The sequence below is a fragment of the Clostridia bacterium genome (genome assembly GCA_012840125.1).
Lineage (GTDB): Bacteria > Bacillota > DULZ01 > DULZ01 > DULZ01 > DULZ01.
The window spans coordinates 14,988-34,775 of record DULZ01000020.1 but is presented as its reverse complement, the minus strand read 5'-3'; the positions used below and the strand labels follow the sequence as shown (position 1 = coordinate 34,775).

Genomic DNA, 19,788 nt, shown 5'->3' with positions numbered 1-19,788 from the left:
TGCAAGGAGCCCTATTTGGGGATGAGCTCGGTCGCTCTCGGACGCCTCCCATTCGCACCTTAAGGTGCTCAGAGGTCGGCGTTCTTCCTCGAGCTCCCTCGCTCTTTTGATTTTTGCTCCCATGCAGCCTTGCGATTAACACCGAACACATTTTTGTCTACAGTCTGAAGACTTCGAAATAAGGGGTCTTTGACGTTATTTGCGTGCCAGGACTACGGTGGCCGGCGTTTTGACACTGTGAGGCACCTCATGGAAGCCGCCGAAGAGATCGACGGCATTAAAGCCCGCCTCCCGGAGCATCTTTTCCAGCTCCCCCGCTAGCAGGGGTAAAAGAGTCACGCTGTTTACCACCGTCTCGGACCTGCCGTCTTGGCAAAAGGTCAATTCCCCGCGGAACTCAATGGGCTCCCCGGGCCGGCGATACAAATACTTGCGGGCAAAGGTCACTTCTTCCCTTTTGATGGTGGGCAGCTCCGTCACACCTTCTTGCAAGACCCAGTCGTAGTTGACGATTTGGATGATGAACACCCCGCCCGGTTTCAGCAGCCCGTACACATCCCGGCACAAAGCGGCGATCTCCCGGTGGGAATTGAGATGCACAATGGAATTGCCGATGCAAAAGACACCGGTATAAGGCGCCTCATCCTTTAACAGGACCGCCGCCTCCCTCATATCTCCTTGCAGCACCTTCACCGGCAGCCCTTGGGTTTTCTCCACCGCCTGCCGCGCCATTTCCCCGTCCAAATCCACGGCGACTACCCGATATCCCCGTTCCGCCAGCGCTTGCGCATAAGTGCCTGTACCGCAAGCCAAATCCGCCACCGGACCCGGCTTGTCCATGTATTTCGTCAAAAAAGCCAGCTGGGCCTCCCCCAGGGGGAAGACCTGGTCATAGTACCGGCCCAAAGCCGTGTAAAACTCCATCATCTTACCTCCTCACCTGGTTCTTCCCTTAGTATACCAATATCCGGCGGCTTAACTGAACCGTCTTCCCCGAAAATTACCACCCTAGCCGGCACGCTTCTTGCCAAACTGTGGCGTCGGCCCCGGTGTGCATGGCAGGGCCCCATGGGAGCCAAAACCGCAAGAGGAAAGGAGCCCCCGGCAGTGGCCGGGCGCCGGTGGTCAGATAGTATTTGCGCCGCGGTCAAGCCCAGACCGTAAAGGCATTTCCGGCGCGAAAGGATGAACATGCCCACCTGAAACCTGACGACCGTCCCGGGCTCACTCCGGATAAGGCTTCGCCTGTCGCCTGAGCTTAACACCGGTGACCGGCTTTGGAGTTCTGCAAAAAAGGGACGGCCCCAGCCGTCCCTAAATCCACCCTTACATCATAAACAGCACCGCGACGACGGTGGCCACCGCTAACCCGGTCATCACCGGGAAGAAGTTCCGGCGGGCCAGTTCAAACACCGGCACCCCGATAATGCCTGCTACCGCCACCAGGGAGCACCAGGCCACCAGGGTACCGCCGCCGGCATAGATGGCACCTAATTGACCTAGCGCCCCCAGAGTGGCAGCCACGTTGGCATCCCCGCCCGCCATGGCGCCGGCTAAGGTCCCCACCAGGGGCAGCCCGGAAAAGCCTGACCCGTCTAAGCCGGTCAGCAGGCCCACAATTAGCAAGCCGAAAGCTGCCAAAAATCCCGTGGGCGGAATGACCTCGGCGGCCCATTGACCTAAATCGAACAGGTAACCGGGTGCTCCTTCACCAAGGATTTTGGCTGACGCTTCCGGGTTGCCTAGAAAGAAGAACCCGGCTATGGGAATAATGGGACCCATCACACGAAAAGCAAACACTAACCCGTCCGCCAGGTAATCGGCCATGACGTCAAAGCCCCTGCCTCCTCTCACGAATAAGGAGGCCGCCACTGCCACTAAGAGGGCCACGCCTCCCAGCATGGCGGAAGCGTCGCCGCCCCGGAGATTGAAGCGGAACATGGCAAAGATAACATAGGCCATGGAAATGCCCAGCAGGAGCAGCAAGGTCTTCCCTTTGGTCCTTTCACCGGGGGTCCAACTCTTCACCCCGGCCGCCGGGTTCATGCCGCCGGTGTTTCCCGGCACCTGACCGCGCCCGATGTCTTGCCTTCCGCCCAGGTATGCGAGGATTAAAGCGATGACACCGGCAATCAGGGAAAGCACTCCTCCCTTAAAAGTAACCAGTTCCGTGGGAACCCCTGCCGAGGCGGCGGTCAGTCCCGGCGCACCTTGAATGATGACGTCACCCCCCAGAGCCAGCCCCTGGCCGGCAATGGCCACCGCCATGGCCGCCAGCATGGGGGACAAACCAACCCGGATAGCGGCCGGGGCCAGCAAAGCCCCAACCAAAGGTACCGCCGGCGTGGGCCAGAAAAACATGGACACCAGAATAGTGGTGCCGGCGATCACTAAGTAACTGATAAAAGGACTCACCATTAACCTCTTTAAGGGGACTACCATCAATTCATCCGCCCCGTTGGCACTGAGGGATTTCAGCAAAGCCACCATGAGGCCGATGATCATGAAGATGCCCAGCAAATCGCTGCCCGCCACGATGCTGGCATTGAAAATCGTCTGGATGCCCTTGCTGAAACTGCCGAAGTAGTTCCAACCCAAGAGCAGGGTAAAAACAATGCAAGGGATCAATACATTTCGTCGCAGCACCATGGTGATCACCACGACGATGATGCCTAAAAGATACAACCAGTGTCCTGCGGTCATAGGTGCACCTCCCGGGGTTTTCATGGTGTTATACTATATGCACCCCGGGAAAAGATGCGAACCAAAAAAGAGGCCTAAACGGCCTCCTCGCTACACCTCAGGTTCAATTAAACCGTAGTTCCCGTCCTTGCGGCGGTAGACTACGTTGACCTCCTCCGTTTCCGCATTGGAGAAAACGAAGAAACTATGTCCCAGCATATTCATCTGCATAATCGCTTCTTCTACCGCCATCGGCTTGATGGGGAAACGCTTGGTCCGCAAAACTTTGGGTTCCTCTTCCACCTCGTCGGAGAATTGGGCGGCCAATTCCTTCAGCCCCGGGTTCTTCACCTTTCTAGCCAGCTTCGTCTTATATTTGCGGATTTGTCTTTCCAATTTGTCTATGACCAAATCGATGGAAGCATACATATCGGCGGTGGCTTCCTCGCCTCTTAAAATATATCCATTTAAACGAATAGTGACTTCTACCACATGGGATTCTCTTTCTATGCTGAAAGTCACCTGCGCCTCGGTCTCCGGATCCAGGTACCGGTCTAACTTGCTAAGCTTTTTCTCGGCTTGTTGCCGCAGAGCGTCAGTTACTTCAATGTTCTTTCCTCGGACGGAAATTCTCATAGACAGATCCGCTCCTTTCGGGCTTTTATAAATAGATTCAGCGCCCGCAGGAAAAATCCTGCCGGTCAAGTTTACTCCTATTATGCCCCTTTCTTTGGATGAAATTCCATTTAATTACAAAGGCCCCTTACCGCATAAGTAAGGGGCCGGCTGTTAAATTATAAACCTTTATAATTTAACAACATTGGCAGCTTGGGGACCGCGGGGACCTTCGACAATCTCGAATTCCACCTCTTGCCCTTCCACCAATGTCTTGAAACCTTCTTCCTGGATGGCAGAGAAGTGCACGAAGACATCAGACCCGCCTTCTCTTTCGATAAACCCATAACCTTTTTCTTGATTGAACCATTTGACTTTCCCTAGCATTAACCATTCCTCCTAACATAAACTCTTGCGGGCTAGGAGACCACAAGTATACTAAGTGTACCACAGGCATGGTTACGTGTCAATCATTTCTGGAAAAGGTGTCAGGAAAAGGAGGAATGGTGCTGCCGCCCCTTTACAGGATCTTGCTCAAAAAAGCCTGGGTCCGGGGATGCTGCGGGTTCCGGAAAATCTCCTCCGGCCTTCCTTCTTCCACAATAACCCCTTCATCCATAAAAATGACCCGATCCGCTACTTCCCGGGCAAATCCCATCTCATGGGTAACCACCACCATGGTCATCCCGTCCCGGGCCAACCCTTTCATCACCGCCAGGACTTCCCCCACCATCTCCGGATCCAAAGCGGAGGTGGGCTCATCGAAAAGCATCACCTTGGGCTGCATGGCCAAAGCCCGGGCAATGGCCACCCGCTGCTGCTGGCCGCCGGAAAGCTCATCGGGCATGGCCTTGGCTTTATCCTGCAGCCCCACCTTGCGCAGCAGGTCCAGGGCGATGTGCTCCGCAGCCTCAGGAGATAATCCCTTCACCTTGACGGGCGCCAGGCAGATGTTTTGCAGCACATTCATGTGGGGAAACAGGTTAAACCGCTGGAAGACCATGCCCACCCGCTGCCGTACCTGATTGATATCGCACTTGGGATCCGTTACTTCCACCCCGTCGAGAAATACCCGCCCCTGGGTAGGCACCTCCAGTTGATTCAGGCACCGCAGGAAAGTACTTTTACCGGAACCGCTGGGGCCGATCACCACTACTACCTCTTGCGGCTTGACTTCACAGTCGATGCCGTTGAGCACTTTTAGGTCGCCGAAATGCTTGTGCAGTCCTTCAACTCTGATCATTTTTCACCCCCAGCCTCCTTTCCGTATAAGCTACCCAGCGGGAAATGGTCAGGGTCAACACCAGGTAAACCAGCGCAATGCCTATATAAATAGGGAAAGATTGGAATGTGGCCGCCACGTAGAGCTGTCCCTTGCGGACCAACTCCTCCACCCCGATGGCGGACAGAATGGAAGTATCTTTCATTAGAGCAATAAACTCATTCCCCAGGGGAGGTACCACCCGGCGAAAAGCCTGGGGCAAGATCACGTAGCGCATGGCCTGCCCCCGGGTCATCCCCAGGGACCTGGCCGCTTCCATTTGCCCTTTCTCAATGGACTGGATGCCCGCCCGGAAGATTTCCGCCACATAGGCCCCGCTGTTGATGCTGCAGGCGATAATGGCCGCAGCGATGGGGGCGATACGCACCGGCTGCTGCAGGATATCACTCAAGAGCTTGGGAATGCCGAAATAGATGATGAATACCTGTACCAAAAGAGGCGTCCCGCGAATCACATCCACATAGACCGCGGCCAGCCTGGCTAAAAGCCGGTTGGGGGACAGGCGGCACAAGCTGACCACCAAACCGATAACGGTGCCCATCAACACCGACAGGGCAGTGATTTCAATTGTTAAGAGAGCTCCCTGCAGTAACGCGGGAGCAGCCTTGGTCAGGTGCGTGATATAAGTATTTAACAAATGCAAAATGTCTCACCAACTTTGCCAGGTATCATACCATTTAAGCAAACATGCGTAACTGAAAGTTACGCATGCTCGTGTTTACTCACCGCCGAAATACTTCAATACCAGTTCATCAAAGGTACCGTCGGCTTTGACTTGTTCCAAACCGGCGTTCAATTTCTCCAGCAGTTCTGCATTCCCCTTGGCCACCGCGTAGGCGTACTCCTCACCTTCGAAAGGTTCGCCGGTCAGTTTAATTTTCCCGGGATTGCGGGCCATGTAGGCTTCCGTCACCGGCAAGTCATTGATCACCGCATCAATGGTACCCTGCATCAATTCCAAGAAGATGACGTCAACTGTATTATAGGTCTTGACTTCCTTGACAATGCCCTGTTCTTTTAATTCTTCTGCTTTAAAGGCCCCGGTGGTGCCGATCTGTACCCCCACCGTCTTGCCTTTTAGGTCTTCCACTGACTTGATCTCGTCATTGTCAGCGGTTACGGCGATTTGCAAGTATGCTTCCCAGTAACTGGGACCGAAATCCACGGCCTGGGCCCGTTCCTCGTTCACCGTCATACCGGCAATAACGATATCGATGTTACCGGCCTGCAGTGCCGGGATCAAGCCATCAAACCCTAAGGACTGTACCTCTACTTTAATACCGGCAGCGTCCGCAATGGCCTTGATCAGGTCGATATCGAAGCCTACGATTTCTCCCGTATTCTCATCGATGTATTCAAAGGGAGGGAAAGTAGGTTCTGTCCCTACAATGTATACCTTTTCGCCGCCTTGCGAAGCCGCACCGTCGCCGCCGCTGCCCTGCGGCGTTGCCGTGCCGCCGCCTCCACATCCTACCAATGCAACCGTCAACCCCAGTACCAACAGCAGCACCAGTAATCTATTTCTCCCCCAACGCAACTTAAGCTACCTCCTCTGCTTGTGCTTTTGTTAACCCAATTAATTATACAACCCCCTGCATAATTAATCAATAGAAGATTGGAGCAACCTTCTCCCCGAATTAAATGGAAATTATTGTAAATTCTTGATGTCGAAAACCGTTTCTTGTCTGTTCCCCGGTGGGCAAAAAAGCTGTGGATAATGTGGATAAACCTGTTCATAACTTGAAAGAATAAGCTTTTTGTTGTGGACAGACTTGTGGAGAGCTGCGAACCGTGTCGCGGCAGGAAAAATAAGGGATCAAGTTGTCGAAATCTTTCGTCTTCTAATTAGCGCCGGTCGCCCAGGTAATGACCGCCACCCGTACCGCGCCTCCCCTCAACAGGGCTTCGGTACAATGAACGGCGGTACTGCCGGTGGTAAAAATATCATCCACCAGCAAAACATATTTTCCCCGGATGAGGGCGGGCTGGGACACGCTAAAAGCCCCGGCCAGGTTCGCCAGCCGCTCCCCTCGCCTTAAGCCCACCTGGTCCAAGGTATCTTTTTGCTTCCGCAGCGCCTCCCGGCAAGGCAGGCCCAGCTGCCGGCCCAACTCCTGGGCCAGCAAAGCACTTTGATTAAACCCTCTCTCTTTGAGGCGGCGGGGATGGAGGGGCACCGGCACGATCAGTTGGACCTCCCGGTATAAAGGTTCCGCCGCCACCACCTGGGCCATCAGCTTCCCCAGGGGCCCGGCCAGGAATTGTTCGCCCCGGAATTTCAACCGGTGGACGGCCTGGCGAAAAACGCCGTCGTAAGGTGCCGCCGCCCTGGCCGCCACAAAAAGCGGGGGCTGCCGGCGGCAATCCGGGCACAGCTCCCCGGCTTTATCCACTGAACGCCCGCAAAGGCGGCAGTGAGGCTCCGCCCGCCACAATTCCAGCAAAAGGCGGCACTTTTCGCACAAAAACCCCTCCCGGGGCAGTGCCTCCCGGCATAAGGGACAGCTGAGCGCCGGGGGATAAAGGAGGGTGGTCAGGCCCTCAATACAATGGCGCAAGACTTGCCGGACGTTTGCCAAGAGATATGTATCCATAATTCCATTTATTTGCCGCCGCCGTCCCAATTCCTCCTTACCATGGGACTTGCAAAGGCTGGGTTCTCCAGCATGGCTTTGAGGGTATCCCAGGAAACCCCGGTATCAGCCCCAATCAGCACCAGATCCCCGCTCCCAGTTGGCTGCTCAGGAATTCCCGCGGCAGGCAGCAGGTGAAAGGACTGGGATTCCCGCTGCAGCCGCCACAGGATGGCCTGCATTTCTGCACAGGAGGAATTCCCCCTGCCCTCCAGCCCGATCAAGAGGGGGCGAGAACAATCCCGCCACCATCGCTGCCATAGCAGCCACCGCACCAGGACCTCCACCCCGTCCACATAGTCGTGGAAAATCAGGATCAAGGGGGGCAAATCCGGTACCGTCTCACCCCTGTGCAGCCGCCTCCGCCAGGCGACCGCCGCCAAAAGCACTACCAGACAACAGCCGATGCCTCCCAGGGGCAACACCTTGAGTACCCACTCCATAGGCCGGCCTCCTTTAACCAGTAGTGCCATCATATGCAGCGGCTCCGGCCCAGGTACCAAAAGCAAACCGGCACGGGGCGGCGGGACCCCCTGTCTTTACCCGCAGCAGTCTACTTGCTTTTGCCGCGGGTGACGGAAGAGCTTTCCGGTATATCCGTGGGGTCTACCGGCCGGGTGCCCAGCTCATCTTTTACTTTATCCACATGGAGGACACCGTCGGAACTGAGCCAGGCAAAGGCCACTTCATTCAGATCCTTGATACCTTGTTTCCGGAGCTCTTCCAACAACCAGGCATCATCCCGGTGGTTTTGGATGAGGTTTTGATAAACCACTTGCCCGTCCACCACAATCTCCGTCGCCATCCCCTCATAAGGGGTGGGCAGGTTTAAATCCAAGGGAGTGACCGGGCGGTACTGGCTCTTAGGCAGCACGCTTAAGCCGCCGTTGCTTTCCAGGATGGCATACTCCACTTTGGCGGGATCAAAATATCCTTTCTCCCGGAGCTGCATCATCAATTCATCTAGGGTATAATTCATGAGTTTCATGTTGTTTTCCAAGATCTTTCCCTGGTAGATGACAATGGTAGGCTCGCCCAGCATCAGCTTCCGGGCGGGCCGGCTCAGGATCATGAAATGATTCATCATGTAAGTAAGCAGAAAGAAAACGGTCAAACCCAAAAAATGATAGACCGTTTCCCCGGCACCCCTTTGTACCGCCAGGGTAGCGGCGATGCTGCCGAAGGTAATGCCGGTAATATACTCAAACACGGATAAATGGGCGACTTGCTGTTTACCTAAAAGCCGCGCGTATAAAAAAATGGCGGAAAAAGCCAGGGCGGTCTGGATGATGACTTCCGCGATGCCCATAGCCACCTCATACCCTTTGCCTGTGGCTGAGATAATTTAACAAGACAAAGGCAAAAGCAATGAAGAGTACAACAGCAAGCCCCTCGATGACAAGCGCTCTCCACTGATGCATACCAACACCTTCCCTAAGCAAGCCTCGGTATTAGTATGCACCGGATGGGCCGCCTTCACTCAGGAATTCCTCCCTGCCGCAGGGCCTGATAGAGCTTCATTAAAGCCCACTGGCTGGTCATCCATTTGATGTCCCAGCGGCTCCCTACCCAGTTTTCCCGCCAGACTTTCACCTGCCCCCGGAAATCCAGGCCTAAATACACCAAACCGACAGGTTTTTCCTCCGTACCTCCCAGGGGGCCGGCAATGCCGGTAATGCCGATGCCGATATCCGTTCCCCCTATTGCCCTAATGCCCCTGGCCATGGCCTCCGCCGTTTCCGGGCTGACGGCGCCTTTCTCCGCCAGCACATCCCCCGGCACGTCCAGCAGTTCCTCTTTCCACCGGTTGTGATAAACCACCGTACCCAGCTGGAAATAGGCTGAACTGCCGGAGACATTCGTCAACCGGTGGGCCAGCAGGCCGCCGCTGCAGGATTCCGCCACGGCAATGGTCAGCCCCTGATCCCACAACAGCTTGGCGACCGCTTCCTCAATGGTTTCTTCGTCTTTGCCGAAAATGTAGTCACCCAGCCGCTCGTAAATGGCCGCTTCCACCGGCCGGATCAGCTGCTTAGCCTCCTCGATCCCCCGGGCCTTGGCGGTAATGCGGAAGTGCACTTCCCCCCGCTTCACCGTGGGTGCCACGGTGGGATTGGCGGAATGAAGCAGGTCCTTAATTTTGGCTTCCGCCGCCGGCTCTCCCAACCCGGCCACTTTCACCACCCGGGACAAGATGACCTGCCCGGCGGACAAAGGTTTCAGCAAGGGCAGCAGTTCGTGCTCAAACATGGGCTGCAATTCCCGGGGCGGTCCCGGCAGGAGCACGTAAATGCGGTCCCCGTACTCGTAATAGATACCGGGGGCAGTGCCGAAAGGATTGTCTAGAATCCTGGCCCCCGGCGGGGCGCAAAACTGCTTCCGGTTCACTTCCGGTACCGGCAGGCTCCGGCCCTGGAAGAACCTGGTCACCACGGCCTCCGCCTCCCGGTGATATACCAGGGGCACCTGCAGTGCTTCCGCCAGGGCTTCCCTGGTCAAGTCATCCTCCGTCGGGCCCAGCCCCCCGCTGACCAGCACCAGGCCGGCTTTTTCCCCGCCGCGGCGGATGGCGTCACTTAACCGGTGCAGGTTATCCCCCACCGTAACTATTTCATGGAGATCAATTCCCAGCTTCGCCAGCTCCTGCCCCAGGTATTGGGCATTGGTATTCAGCGTCTGTCCCAGCAACAATTCGGTACCGCTGCAGATGAGATGAGCTTTCACTTTGGATCTCCTTTCTCACGGCTTTTTCTCATGCATGCCGGGCCGCTCCGGCAGAGCAAACCAAACCCGGCGGTTTCATCAAGACCGGAACGGTCGCAGCTTGTTAATAAACTGCTCCTCTGGCGTTCGGTGTTAATTGCCGGCTGCAAGGAGCCCTATTTGGGGATGAGCCAACCACGTTCACCAGACTTCAGCCGCCAGTCGTCAGGCGTGCATGTCATCCTTTCGGGTTTTAATAGGCCTGGCGGTCTATGCCTAGGGGCAATAGAAACACATCCCGACGCCCGCCGCCTGATGACTGACTACCGTTAAGGGCTCCCTCGCTCCCCAGCCCTGGGATTAGCACCGAACGCTCTTTTGTCTACAGTCTGAAACCGGAACGATCGTGGTATTTGCGGCAGTCGATGCCGGCAATAAAAATGACACAGAAGAATTATCCCCCTGTGTCGTACTGGTTAGTCAAGTTCGATTAACTCGCCGAAAATCCATCCCTTCGTCCCATCGGCCAATTTAACCTCATACCAGCCGTCCATGCTGGCGATCAGCTCCACCCTGGTTTGATGGGCTACCGCCGTAATGGTCTCGTATTCCGTACTGGGTCCGGTACGCAGGTTGGCTCCGGCGGCGGCCTTAACTACTCCGGTTTTGCCGGGTTGCTTGGGTACACCGGCAACGGCGCTTTCCTCGCCGCCGGAAGAACTCCGGGCTTGGCTGCCGCTACTGCTGCTCTGGGCCCGGCTGGCACTGGTGGCAGCGGCAGAGGACGCAGCCTTCCGCTCCAAGTCGTCCACCTTCTTACGCAGGGCCTCGATTTCTTCTTGCAGCGCTACAATTTCCGCCTGCAGTTCCCCCGCGGCCTGGGTCACCGCTTCCTGGAGATAACTCTCCGCCACCAGCGGATCATACTCGGTTCCCGGTTCCCCGGCCATATACGCACCGGCAAAACTGCCCGCCGCAAAACCGGCAATGGCCACACTGATAACCACAACTCCTATCATCACCGCTCTACTAGGCACTACCATCGCCACCTCTCAGTCTAACGGGGTAAGCTCGTCCGTCTTTCTTCCACCTGGCCGGTCACCGTACCGGCACCGGTTACACCTAACCGGTTTGCCCCTACCAGAACCAAGAAGGCCAACCCGATCAGCAGCATAATCGCCTGGTCGTTGTTTAACCTGGTTAACAGGACGGCACTAATGCCCAGCAGGACATTGATACCGTAAATGGTGACCACCGTTTGCTTGTGGGACAGCCCTTTTTCCAGCAGGCAGTGATGCAGGTGATGCTTATCCGGCTGGAAAATCGGCTGCTGGTTGAGAAAACGGCGCACAATGGCAAAAAGCGTATCGCAAATGGGAATACCAAGGATCACAATCGGGATGAAAACGGAAATCACCGTCGCTCCTTTGGTCAAGCCGGCAATGGCCAAGGCGGACAGGGTAAAGCCCAAGAACATGGAACCGCTGTCCCCCATAAAGATCTGGGCCGGGTGAAAATTATACCGCAGGAAACCGGCAATACTGCCGGTCAGGATCAGGGCCAGGCTGATCACCAACCAGGAAATATCGCCTAAACTGCCGTTGAGGGTGTATTCGGAGACTACCACGGCGGCCATGGTCAACGCGGCAATCCCAGACGTCCCGGCGGCCAGGCCGTCCAGGCCGTCGATCAAGTTAATGGCATTGGTCACCCCGATTACCCACAGGATGGTCAAGGGCACCGCCAGTTTGCCCAGCATGAGCAGGCCGTCGCTGAAAGGATTGGTGATGAACTCCACCCGGTAACCGAAAGCCACCAGAATAGCTGCCCCGGCGATCTGCCCCACCAGCTTCACTTTGGCGGAAAGCCCTTTGATATCATCCAGGATGCCCAAGATGATAATCCAGGTGGCTCCCACCAAGAGTCCCAGCACCAAGTTGTTTAACGGCTGCGTGGCCAGCACCACCGCCGCGAAGGACAGGTACATGGCCACCCCGCCCATGCGCGGCATCACGCGCCGGTGTACTTTACGCCCATTCGGTTTATCCAAAGCGCCCCAGCGGACGGCTAATTTCTTAATCCATGGAGTAACCAGCCAGGTCAAAAGAAAAGCGGCTAACACTCCCAGCATCAATTTCCACCACAAAGGCCATCGCCTCCAATGTTTCTCCTTCTCCCAAGAAAGCGTTCCTTAACATTGTAAACCTTGTGCGCAACCGGTACAAGTCTTACTTTTCCACCGCAAACAAGATCTCGCCTTCAGCTGCCAGTTCTTCCCCCACGTAAGCTCGTCCCAGGCCTTTACCCACGCGGCCCTTCAGTTTGGTGAGCTCTACCTCCAGCCGCAGCACATCCCCCGGCACCACTTGGCGGCGGAAACGCACGTTTTCCAAACCGGCCAGAAAAGCCAGCTTCCCCTGGAATTCAGGCATTTTGAGCAGAGCCACGGCGCCTACCTGAGCCAGCGCTTCCATGATCAGCACCCCGGGCATCACCGGGTAACCAGGAAAATGGCCCATAAAAAAAGGCTCATTCACAGTTACATTTTTGATCCCGACGGCTCTTTTGCCTTCTGCCAGTTCCACAATCCGGTCCACCAGCAAGAACGGGTACCGGTGCGGGATGATTTGCTGAATTTCGCGGTTATCTAACATGGCAGCCCTCCCGTGATTCATCTACTCAAAACGATCTTATTCGCCACCGGGGGCGGAAATCCTTTATTTGTCTCTGGATAGTTTCACCAGGGACAGCAGTTTTTTCCCTTCCTCCACGCCTAAAAGGAGCACCAAAGCCCCGTAAACCGCACCTCCTACAGCGACCAGCAGTAATAAAAGAAGCAGCTGCAGGAGGAAGGAAGACGGTTCTCCTGCCGGCCCCAGAAAGTGCAGTCCCCGGTCCACCACCAGGCCCATGACCAGAGCGGCACCTCCCATTTTCCCCAGGGGCGCCGCCAAACTGCCTTGCTCCCTGAGGGGGATCCGTTTCCCCAGGAGGTAGTACAGCAGGCCGGCATTCACCAGCGCCGCCAGGGTATTGGCGAAAGCCAAGCCCCGGTGCCCCAAAAAGGGCAGCAGTATAATACTAAATACCAGGTTGCAGGCCACCGCCACCAGGCCCACCCGGGCGGGGGTTTTTAAGTCGCCCAGGGAATAATAGGCCCGGGTGAGCAGGTAAATGCCGCCTAGAAACAAGAGGCCCAGGGAAAAATAGAGCAGGGCCCCGGCGGTCATGCCGGTGGCTTCCCCTTGAAAGGCGCCCCTTTCAAAAAGCAGCCGGATCACCGGCTCCCGCAGTACCGCCAGCCCTACGGTACAGGGCAGCATGGTTAAACAGACCAGCCGCAAGGCGGAAGTGAATTCCCGGGCCAAGCCTGGGCCGTCGTCCCGGGCGGCCTTTTCCGCCATGGCGGGAAAAGCCGCCGTAGCCACAGCGGCGGCAAAAACCCCCAGGGGCAGGTTCATCACCCGGTTAGCCAAGTCCAGGGCGGTGATGCTCCCGGCGGCCAGCCCGGAGGCAAAAAAGCGGTTCACCGCCAGGTTCACCTGGTTCACCCCGGTAGCAAAAGTCACCGGGATGATGGCTTTAATCATCTGCCTCACCTGCGGGTGCCGGAAATCCAGCACCCACCCCAGCCGCAAATCCAGGCGGCCCATGCCGGGCAGTTGGACCAGGCAGGAGCAGGCAAAACCCACCAGGGTCCCCACCGCCAGTCCCTTAATCCCGTACCGGGAACCGAAGCACACCACCGCCAGGATGATGACCAGGTTGACTAGAGCAGGAGCAACGGCAGGCAAAGCAAAACGCTTGTGGGCATTCAAAATCCCCGACAGCATCAAGCCCAAGCCCATAAAGATAATAGAGGGAAACATGATCCTGGTCAGCTCCACCGTCAAAGCCAATTTGTCCGGGGCAAAACCAGGCGCCAGGGCCTGCACCAGTACCGGGGCCAGCACCAGGCCCAGGGCGGTAAGAAAAACTAGGAGCAAGCCGGTACCGCTCACCACCGCCGAGGCCACCCGGCTCCCTTCTTCCCGCTCCCCCTGCACCAGGTACCTGGTCAGCACCGGCACGATCACGGTGACAAAAGACATCCCCAGCACCGCCTCCAGGGCATAGGGAATGGTGTAAGCTACCAGGTAGGCATCCGTCATACCGCCGGCGCCGAACTGCCAGGTGATGACCGCGTCCCGCACAAAACCCAGCAGGCGGCTGAGCAAATTCAAAACCAAGATGACTAATGCGGCGCGAAACATGAACTTTCTCCTTCTCTTCCGGCTACGGCGTAAGATCCAGCTCCCTGGCCTCCGGATCCCAGCGGTACTCCAGCCCGAAATAGTCCCTGAGGAATTCCAGGGGTACCAGGGCGGTACCGCCGAAGATTTTGGGCGGTGCCAGGTGTACCTTTTCCCCGTCTACCAGGGCTTCCCGGCTGTCCGCCCGCAGCACGGCCTGCCGGTCCCGGTGCAGGATTTCTAATTCCTTGGTATCGGCTTGCCAGGTAACCCGGCCTCCCAGCAATTCCACCAGTTCCCGGGCCCCGCCGTACAGCCCTTCCTCCAGCAGCACCGGCGGCACCTGGAACCGTACCGGCTCTCCCCACACCAGGGTGCGGATTTCCCGGTCCACCAGCCAGAGCACCGAACGCCCGCTGCTCAGGGTTACGCTGAGATAGACCCGGCCCCTGTCCAAATCCGGCAGCGCCACCCACCGGTCCGCCACCGGTACGCTGCTTAACACCTCAGACCACTGGTTGACCACCTCGGCCGTTTCACCGGTAATCTTTAAAAGGCAAGCCCTGCCCCGGTCGCTGACCAGGGTGCTGCCGTCAGGTAACCGGGTGGCCCAGACGGGCCGGGACAAGATCCCGGTTTGACCGGGGGCGCCGTAATCGCCATAACTCCAAACCACCGTACCGGACGGGTCAACTTCCAGCACCTGCCCGCCGTAAAAACCCCGGTCCACGATTAACGTATTGCCGTCGGGCAGTCGCTCCGCCCAGACTGGATAAAGCAGTCCCTCATAATGCCAGTAAACTTTTCCTTGACGGTCTATTTCCACTACCCGGTCCGGCAGGACCACCAGAAACCGGCCCTCGGCGGCCGCCACGGCCAGCCGCGGGCTGTCCCCCCGGTGGCTGAACTCGTAACTCCACCGGACCTGACCCTGCCCGTCCACCTCCATCACCCTGGGCTTGAGGGGATAGCCGGGAGCCCCGCTGTCGGCAATCAAGACGTTCCCGCCGGCCAGCATTACGGCGCTGTTTGCCTGCACGGGACCGTATTCCCAGAGAACCTCTCCCTGGGGGCCAAGCTCCCGTACTTTTGGTTCATAAGGGCCGTTTTCGGCTATGAGGAGCGTCCCATGGGGCGTAAGGCTCACAAAGCCCACGAAAGACTGGGTGGTGGAGTATTCCCAAACCACCCGCGGGGGCAAAGCAGCCAGGAGTTCCACGGGCGCCAGCATGCAGATGAGCAGAGCTGCGCAAATAATGACGGTCCAGTTTCGCTTCTTCATTGACCCAGCCTCCCCCCGGAAGAAATCGTAATGATCTTCGCCGGATCCCACACAACCTCCGCCCCGAACGCTTCACTGACAAACCTGAGCGGCACCAGGGTCCGGCCCTCTTCAATCCTGGCCGGTACATCCAGGGGGACCGGCGTGCCGTTGACCAGGGCTTCCCCGACCCCCACCTGCAGCCGGACCTCCAAGCCGTCCTTCCGGGCCGTGATGGTCTGGGTATCACCGTGCCAGTCCACGGCGGCCCCCAGCCCTTCAAAAAAGGCCCGCAGGGGTACCAGGGTGCGGCCTTGTTCCACCCGCGGCGGCACATCGAAATATACTCTCTTGCCGTCGATAAAGACCGCAATGCCGGACCGGACCACCAGGGCGTTGGCCACCAGCCGCTGGCTGCCCTCACTCACCTGGTTAACGACCCGGCCGTTCACCCAGGCCGTGGTGGAACCCCCGCCGTCCAGCCCCATGGCCATCTCGGCCCCCAGCCGGATCATGAGCAGGGACAATTCCTCAAAGGTCACGCCTACACTCACCCCGGGCTGCCGGCCGTCCACCGTCACCAAGAACAGGCGGCCGGCCTGGTTGCCGCCCACCGCCGTGCGAGGATGCCGGGCAGCCAGGCTCCCGGCCAATCCTTCCAGGTGATACTGGTAAACGGGTTTGCCTCCCTCGACCAGCAGGGGCCCCCCGGTAATCAAGTGCTTAATGCCCGGCGTGTAAGTGACCTGCTGGATTTCATCGGACACCACCGGGTAATCTTCCAGGTTAAAATAACCGAAGACAATTCTTCCTTCCTCCAGCCAAGCCATAGAAGTGCGCCAAATGGAAGAGGCCGCTTCCAACTTGCCGTCTATGACCAGGCTCCCTACCGGAGTGTAGGGAGCGGAGGTACTGTAAAAACCGCCGTTGACCGCAGCCACGGCCCCGCTGCGGGCGCCCAGGGAAGCCACCGCCTCCCGCTTACCGTAATTCCCTGTTTGAGCCGCCACCGGTTTTACTTCCACTTCCGGATTTAGTAAATCCGCCTCAATCACCTGCACCATGATGGGTTCCCCATCGGCCAGAGTCCCGCGATATGTATAATGCTTCACTCCTGCAGCCACGTCCGCTTCCTGGAGCAGCTCCAACTCCACTTTCGGGGCGGGGATTGGTTCCGTCACCTGACCGAAAATCCCGGGAGGCGCCAGGAAACTCACTAACCCCCAAGCCAGCAGTACACCGGTAATTTTTTGCCAAAACTGCTTCGTCCAAAACCTCATATCCGTCCCCCTTAAACTCAAGGCTGCTCTTGCAGCAGCTGCAGGGCCAGGCGCCCGGTATCCCGCGCCTCTACCCGCAGCGCCCCAACGGCTTCCGCCAGCTGCGCCGTTACTGTCTCGCGGTTGGCTAAAATCCTGTCCACTTCGCCGGCCAGCACCTCCGCAGCCAGGGTCTCCACCCGGCCTGCCACCGGCTGGCCGACGGCTTTCATGAAGGCGTCCACCTTTGGATCATAAGAGATACCGACAATAGGGACTCCCATCACCCCGGCCATGATCAAGGCATGGAGCCGCATGCCGATTAAAAGATGCATGGCGCTTAGGCAGCCCAGCATCTCCACCACCCCCAGCTCATCCCGGATCACCACCGCCGGTTCCTCCATCATCTTGGCGATTTCCCTGGAAGGGGCGATATCATCGGGAAAATGGAAAGGTAAGAAGACCACCTGGTAGCCCTCCCGGACCAACCGGTCCCCCACTGCCGCCACGGCTTTCTTATAACCTTGAAACTGGTGCCAGTCCCGCACGGAAATCCCGATGATGGGCGGAGCACCCTCCCCCAACTGCACCTCATTTTTGGCCAGGTATTTCAGGCCCGGCTGGCGGTCCATCTCTTTGGCGTAGAGCCCCAGGACCGCATCGGCTTTCACCAGGATCTCCGGCTTGGTGACCCCCAACTCCAAAAGGAGCCTTTTCGAATCTTCATCCCGCACGGTAACCAGGTCCACCTGATTCACCACCCGGCGCATGACCTCCCGGCTCAGCTTCCGGGAAATGGGGCCGACGCCTTGCGCATAAAAAAACACTTTCTTGCCCAACAGCTTCGCCAGCTGGACCAGGCCCAAATAGTAGAATACATTCCGGGAGCTGGTAACATCCTGTAACAAACTCCCGCCGCCGCTGATGAAAAGGTCGCACTGCCGCAAAGCCTGCCATACTTCTTTCAGCCGCCAGCGGTTGACCGCCTGGACCCCGTAAGCCCTGGCGGTCTTCTCCGGGTCCTGGGACAGCACCGTGATTTTCAAGTCCGGCCGCTGGGCCCGCAGAGTCCGCAGCATGCTGAACAAGACTGCTTCATCCCCCACATTGTTAAACCCGTAATAACCGGAAATCACTATCCGCTTACCCATTGTCCACCCGCTCCCCTAATCTGGCGATTAAGCGGTAACCGGCAATCACCAGCACCCCGATGACCAGCCCCAGCCACAAGCCGTTAAGAGCGCGGAACAAGGAGATCAAAACCGGGGTGTGCACGTGCGCAAAGGTATTCACCAGGGAAATTTGGCCAATGGCCCCCAGAATCATCACCGGCAGGTATTGATGCCGGTAGCCCAGGTAAAACAGCAGCAACAGCGCCGGGTGACCGATGAGAAACTCTTTCGTCCGCGGTCTCACCACCAGCCATTGATCCAAAAGGGATCTAATCTGCAGCTCCAGGCTGCTCACCGCTGCCGATTCATTGCCCGTCCTGGACACATAAATGAGGAGTCCCAGGGCCAGGACTGCGGCAATGGTTGTCCACCCGACGGAGATATGGGATTGCCAGAGGCTTTGCAAGCTCTTCCGCCAGTGTTTCCCTTCCTGCCGGTACCAGCAAAAGAGCACCAGGATGATGAGGGGCAGGATATGGGCGATTTTCACGCCCCGGAACTGGTCCAACTTCAACATAAAGCTCACATCAGCCAGCAGTCCCACCAGCAGCACCGCTCCCACCAGGGAGAACAGGGATGTCTTGAGCCACAGCCCAATGCTCTCCACCAGCCCCGCCCGCTGGGGCCGGATAAAGGTCATGAGCGATAAGCTGGGGAAAACAACCGTCGCCGCCAGGGCCATCATGAGCCGCCCCGGCCCTGCCAGCCCTAAGGCCAAAAGCCCCACCCAGGCCGCCGCCCCTAGAGCGCCCAGCAGCAAAGCCCAGCGCCGGGCGATGAATTTAGCAAGAAGCATCACTCCTCCCGCCAGCACCGCCAGACCAATCCAAAGCAGGTTAAGCCTGGATGCCCGCAGGGTGCCGAAGGGCTCCGCCTGGCCTAAGCTAAACCCTTCCTTCACCAATGCCCCGGACAAAGAGGCGATATAGTCCAGGTTGTATGCCGTCCAGTCATTCACTTCCGGGCGGAAAAAGAAACGGGTTAACAAAATCCGGTTATTGCGCTCCGAAGCCGCCAGGCACAGCCGTTCCACCGCCTTGCCGGGGGTAAGCTTGGTCATCTCCTGCTCCCCGATGGCATGTACCCGCACGGCTCTTTTGTCCAGGTTTAGAATAAGCTGGTTTAATCCCTGCTGGGGAAAGAACTCGATAATCCCCACCGGCACCCGGCTCTGGCTCAATGCCTGGCGATAAATCTCCCGGTGGCGCGGGTAGCCCGGCAGCACCGCGTCGTTAAACAAAAGTGCCGTCAACCCTTCCGTGGCCAGCGCCTGGGCCAGCACAGCCTGTACCCCTTCCGGCGAGGCCATGGGCCAGTTCTGCACCTGCAGCAGGATATTGAGCCCGGCCCGGCGGGCCGCCTGGATGCCTTCCCGGTCAAAACCCAGGCCCAGGGAACGCAGTTCGGCGGCACTTAATGTGGAAGTCAAGAGGTATACGCCGTCATGCTGGAAATCCTGAAAGCCGGGTGCTTTGTATTGTAATTGATCCGCCAGCCGGCGGTAAGTGTTTTCATTCTGGGTAACCAAATAGGTAGCCTGGGGGTTGAGTTGGGGCACCTGTTCCTGCTCCCAGCCGTACTCCAAAAGAATGGCCTCGCCTGATTTGATGGAGACGTTCTGGGCCTCCCATTGGCTGAGGTTTTCTTCTTTAAACAGGACCCCCGTGGCCCCCCGGGCCGCCAGTTCCTCTAGCATTGCCCCGGTGGAGAGGCCGGACCAGCGGGCCAATCTTTTGACTTCACCGTACTCCACGGCCAGTTCCACCCGGCGGTTGGCCTCTTCCAACCGGATCCGGGCCAGGCCCACATCCACCGACAACACAATCCCAATGATCAACAGCACCACCAAGGTAATTTGCAAGGGGTCTTTACGCATAAATGCCTCCTTATCCCGCGGGACCAGCATACTAATACATCCATTCTAACAGTATTTCCCGTAAGCCACAAGT

19 protein-coding genes are annotated in these 19,788 nt (G+C 57.6%); all 19 read right to left on the bottom strand.

Annotated features, from left to right (window positions below; genetic code table 11):
* Positions 1-195: 195 nt before the first annotated feature.
* Positions 196-924 carry a class I SAM-dependent methyltransferase gene (locus GXX34_01925; protein ID HHW06288.1) on the bottom strand — a complete coding sequence of 243 codons (729 nt, stop codon included), beginning with the start codon at positions 922-924 and terminating at the stop codon, positions 196-198.
* 402 nt (positions 925-1,326) lie between these two features.
* Positions 1,327-2,703 (bottom strand): hypothetical protein, encoded by a 1,377-nt coding sequence (locus GXX34_01920; protein HHW06287.1) that lies wholly within the window; start codon positions 2,701-2,703, stop codon positions 1,327-1,329.
* A 90-nt stretch (positions 2,704-2,793) separates the two neighbouring features.
* Positions 2,794-3,318, bottom strand: coding sequence for a ribosome-associated translation inhibitor RaiA (gene raiA, locus GXX34_01915; GenBank protein ID HHW06286.1), 525 nt, complete (start codon positions 3,316-3,318; stop codon positions 2,794-2,796).
* 168 nt (positions 3,319-3,486) lie between these two features.
* Positions 3,487-3,684 carry a cold-shock protein gene (locus GXX34_01910; GenBank protein ID HHW06285.1) on the bottom strand — a complete coding sequence of 66 codons (198 nt, stop codon included), beginning with the start codon at positions 3,682-3,684 and terminating at the stop codon, positions 3,487-3,489.
* A 133-nt stretch (positions 3,685-3,817) separates the two neighbouring features.
* Entirely contained in the window at positions 3,818-4,540 is a 723-nt protein-coding gene (locus tag GXX34_01905) for an amino acid ABC transporter ATP-binding protein (GenBank protein HHW06284.1), read from the bottom strand.
* Positions 4,527-5,222, bottom strand: coding sequence for an amino acid ABC transporter permease (locus tag GXX34_01900; protein HHW06283.1), 696 nt, complete (start codon positions 5,220-5,222; stop codon positions 4,527-4,529). Before GXX34_01900 ends, GXX34_01905 begins: the two co-directional genes overlap by 14 nt.
* A gap of 75 nt (positions 5,223-5,297) precedes the next feature.
* Positions 5,298-6,116: a basic amino acid ABC transporter substrate-binding protein gene (locus tag GXX34_01895; protein HHW06282.1), complete on the bottom strand. Its 819-nt coding sequence runs from the start codon at positions 6,114-6,116 to the stop codon at positions 5,298-5,300.
* Positions 6,117-6,420: 304 nt separating this feature from the next.
* Positions 6,421-7,173 (bottom strand): ComF family protein, encoded by a 753-nt coding sequence (locus GXX34_01890; protein ID HHW06281.1) that lies wholly within the window; start codon positions 7,171-7,173, stop codon positions 6,421-6,423.
* An 8-nt stretch (positions 7,174-7,181) separates the two neighbouring features.
* Positions 7,182-7,655: a hypothetical protein gene (locus GXX34_01885; GenBank protein ID HHW06280.1), complete on the bottom strand. Its 474-nt coding sequence runs from the start codon at positions 7,653-7,655 to the stop codon at positions 7,182-7,184.
* A gap of 110 nt (positions 7,656-7,765) precedes the next feature.
* On the bottom strand, positions 7,766-8,521 hold the full coding sequence (locus GXX34_01880; GenBank protein ID HHW06279.1) for a DUF421 domain-containing protein: 756 nt from the start codon (positions 8,519-8,521) through the stop codon (positions 7,766-7,768).
* A gap of 167 nt (positions 8,522-8,688) precedes the next feature.
* Positions 8,689-9,936 carry a competence/damage-inducible protein A gene (locus GXX34_01875; protein ID HHW06278.1) on the bottom strand — a complete coding sequence of 416 codons (1,248 nt, stop codon included), beginning with the start codon at positions 9,934-9,936 and terminating at the stop codon, positions 8,689-8,691.
* 455 nt (positions 9,937-10,391) lie between these two features.
* On the bottom strand, positions 10,392-10,964 hold the full coding sequence (locus GXX34_01870) for an SH3 domain-containing protein (protein ID HHW06277.1): 573 nt from the start codon (positions 10,962-10,964) through the stop codon (positions 10,392-10,394).
* Between the two features lie 8 nt (positions 10,965-10,972).
* Positions 10,973-12,046 (bottom strand): undecaprenyl/decaprenyl-phosphate alpha-N-acetylglucosaminyl 1-phosphate transferase, encoded by a 1,074-nt coding sequence (locus GXX34_01865; GenBank protein ID HHW06276.1) that lies wholly within the window; start codon positions 12,044-12,046, stop codon positions 10,973-10,975.
* A 97-nt stretch (positions 12,047-12,143) separates the two neighbouring features.
* Positions 12,144-12,569 (bottom strand): 3-hydroxyacyl-ACP dehydratase FabZ, encoded by a 426-nt coding sequence (gene fabZ, locus GXX34_01860; GenBank protein ID HHW06275.1) that lies wholly within the window; start codon positions 12,567-12,569, stop codon positions 12,144-12,146.
* A 63-nt stretch (positions 12,570-12,632) separates the two neighbouring features.
* Positions 12,633-14,168 carry a murein biosynthesis integral membrane protein MurJ gene (gene murJ / locus GXX34_01855; GenBank protein HHW06274.1) on the bottom strand — a complete coding sequence of 512 codons (1,536 nt, stop codon included), beginning with the start codon at positions 14,166-14,168 and terminating at the stop codon, positions 12,633-12,635.
* 22 nt (positions 14,169-14,190) lie between these two features.
* Entirely contained in the window at positions 14,191-15,429 is a 1,239-nt protein-coding gene (locus tag GXX34_01850) for a hypothetical protein (GenBank protein HHW06273.1), read from the bottom strand.
* On the bottom strand, positions 15,426-15,896 hold the full coding sequence (locus tag GXX34_01845) for a hypothetical protein (protein HHW06272.1): 471 nt from the start codon (positions 15,894-15,896) through the stop codon (positions 15,426-15,428). The genes GXX34_01850 and GXX34_01845 overlap by 4 nt, the downstream gene beginning before the upstream one ends.
* Positions 15,897-16,705: 809 nt before the next feature.
* On the bottom strand, positions 16,706-17,818 hold the full coding sequence (gene csaB, locus GXX34_01840; protein HHW06271.1) for a polysaccharide pyruvyl transferase CsaB: 1,113 nt from the start codon (positions 17,816-17,818) through the stop codon (positions 16,706-16,708).
* Positions 17,811-19,715, bottom strand: coding sequence for a hypothetical protein (locus tag GXX34_01835; GenBank protein ID HHW06270.1), 1,905 nt, complete (start codon positions 19,713-19,715; stop codon positions 17,811-17,813). The genes csaB and GXX34_01835 overlap by 8 nt, the downstream gene beginning before the upstream one ends.
* Positions 19,716-19,788: the final 73 nt, after the last annotated feature.

Bases quoted from the DNA above. Each gene is read 5' to 3' on its own strand.
- GXX34_01925 (HHW06288.1), bottom strand. From the start codon at position 924: ATGGAGTTTTACACGGCTTTGGGCCGGTACTATGACCAGGTCTTCCCC.
- GXX34_01920 (HHW06287.1), bottom strand. From the start codon at position 2,703: ATGACCGCAGGACACTGGTTGTATCTTTTAGGCATCATCGTCGTGGTG.
- raiA (HHW06286.1), bottom strand. From the start codon at position 3,318: ATGAGAATTTCCGTCCGAGGAAAGAACATTGAAGTAACTGACGCTCTG.
- GXX34_01910 (HHW06285.1), bottom strand. From the start codon at position 3,684: ATGCTAGGGAAAGTCAAATGGTTCAATCAAGAAAAAGGTTATGGGTTT.
- GXX34_01905 (HHW06284.1), bottom strand. From the start codon at position 4,540: ATGATCAGAGTTGAAGGACTGCACAAGCATTTCGGCGACCTAAAAGTG.
- GXX34_01890 (HHW06281.1), bottom strand. From the start codon at position 7,173: ATGGATACATATCTCTTGGCAAACGTCCGGCAAGTCTTGCGCCATTGT.
- GXX34_01885 (HHW06280.1), bottom strand. From the start codon at position 7,655: ATGGAGTGGGTACTCAAGGTGTTGCCCCTGGGAGGCATCGGCTGTTGT.
- GXX34_01880 (HHW06279.1), bottom strand. From the start codon at position 8,521: ATGGGCATCGCGGAAGTCATCATCCAGACCGCCCTGGCTTTTTCCGCC.
- GXX34_01865 (HHW06276.1), bottom strand. From the start codon at position 12,046: ATGCTGGGAGTGTTAGCCGCTTTTCTTTTGACCTGGCTGGTTACTCCA.
- fabZ (HHW06275.1), bottom strand. From the start codon at position 12,569: ATGTTAGATAACCGCGAAATTCAGCAAATCATCCCGCACCGGTACCCG.
- murJ (HHW06274.1), bottom strand. From the start codon at position 14,168: ATGTTTCGCGCCGCATTAGTCATCTTGGTTTTGAATTTGCTCAGCCGC.
- GXX34_01850 (HHW06273.1), bottom strand. From the start codon at position 15,429: ATGAAGAAGCGAAACTGGACCGTCATTATTTGCGCAGCTCTGCTCATC.
- GXX34_01845 (HHW06272.1), bottom strand. From the start codon at position 15,896: ATGGGGCTGGACGGCGGGGGTTCCACCACGGCCTGGGTGAACGGCCGG.
- csaB (HHW06271.1), bottom strand. From the start codon at position 17,818: ATGGGTAAGCGGATAGTGATTTCCGGTTATTACGGGTTTAACAATGTG.
- GXX34_01835 (HHW06270.1), bottom strand. From the start codon at position 19,715: ATGCGTAAAGACCCCTTGCAAATTACCTTGGTGGTGCTGTTGATCATT.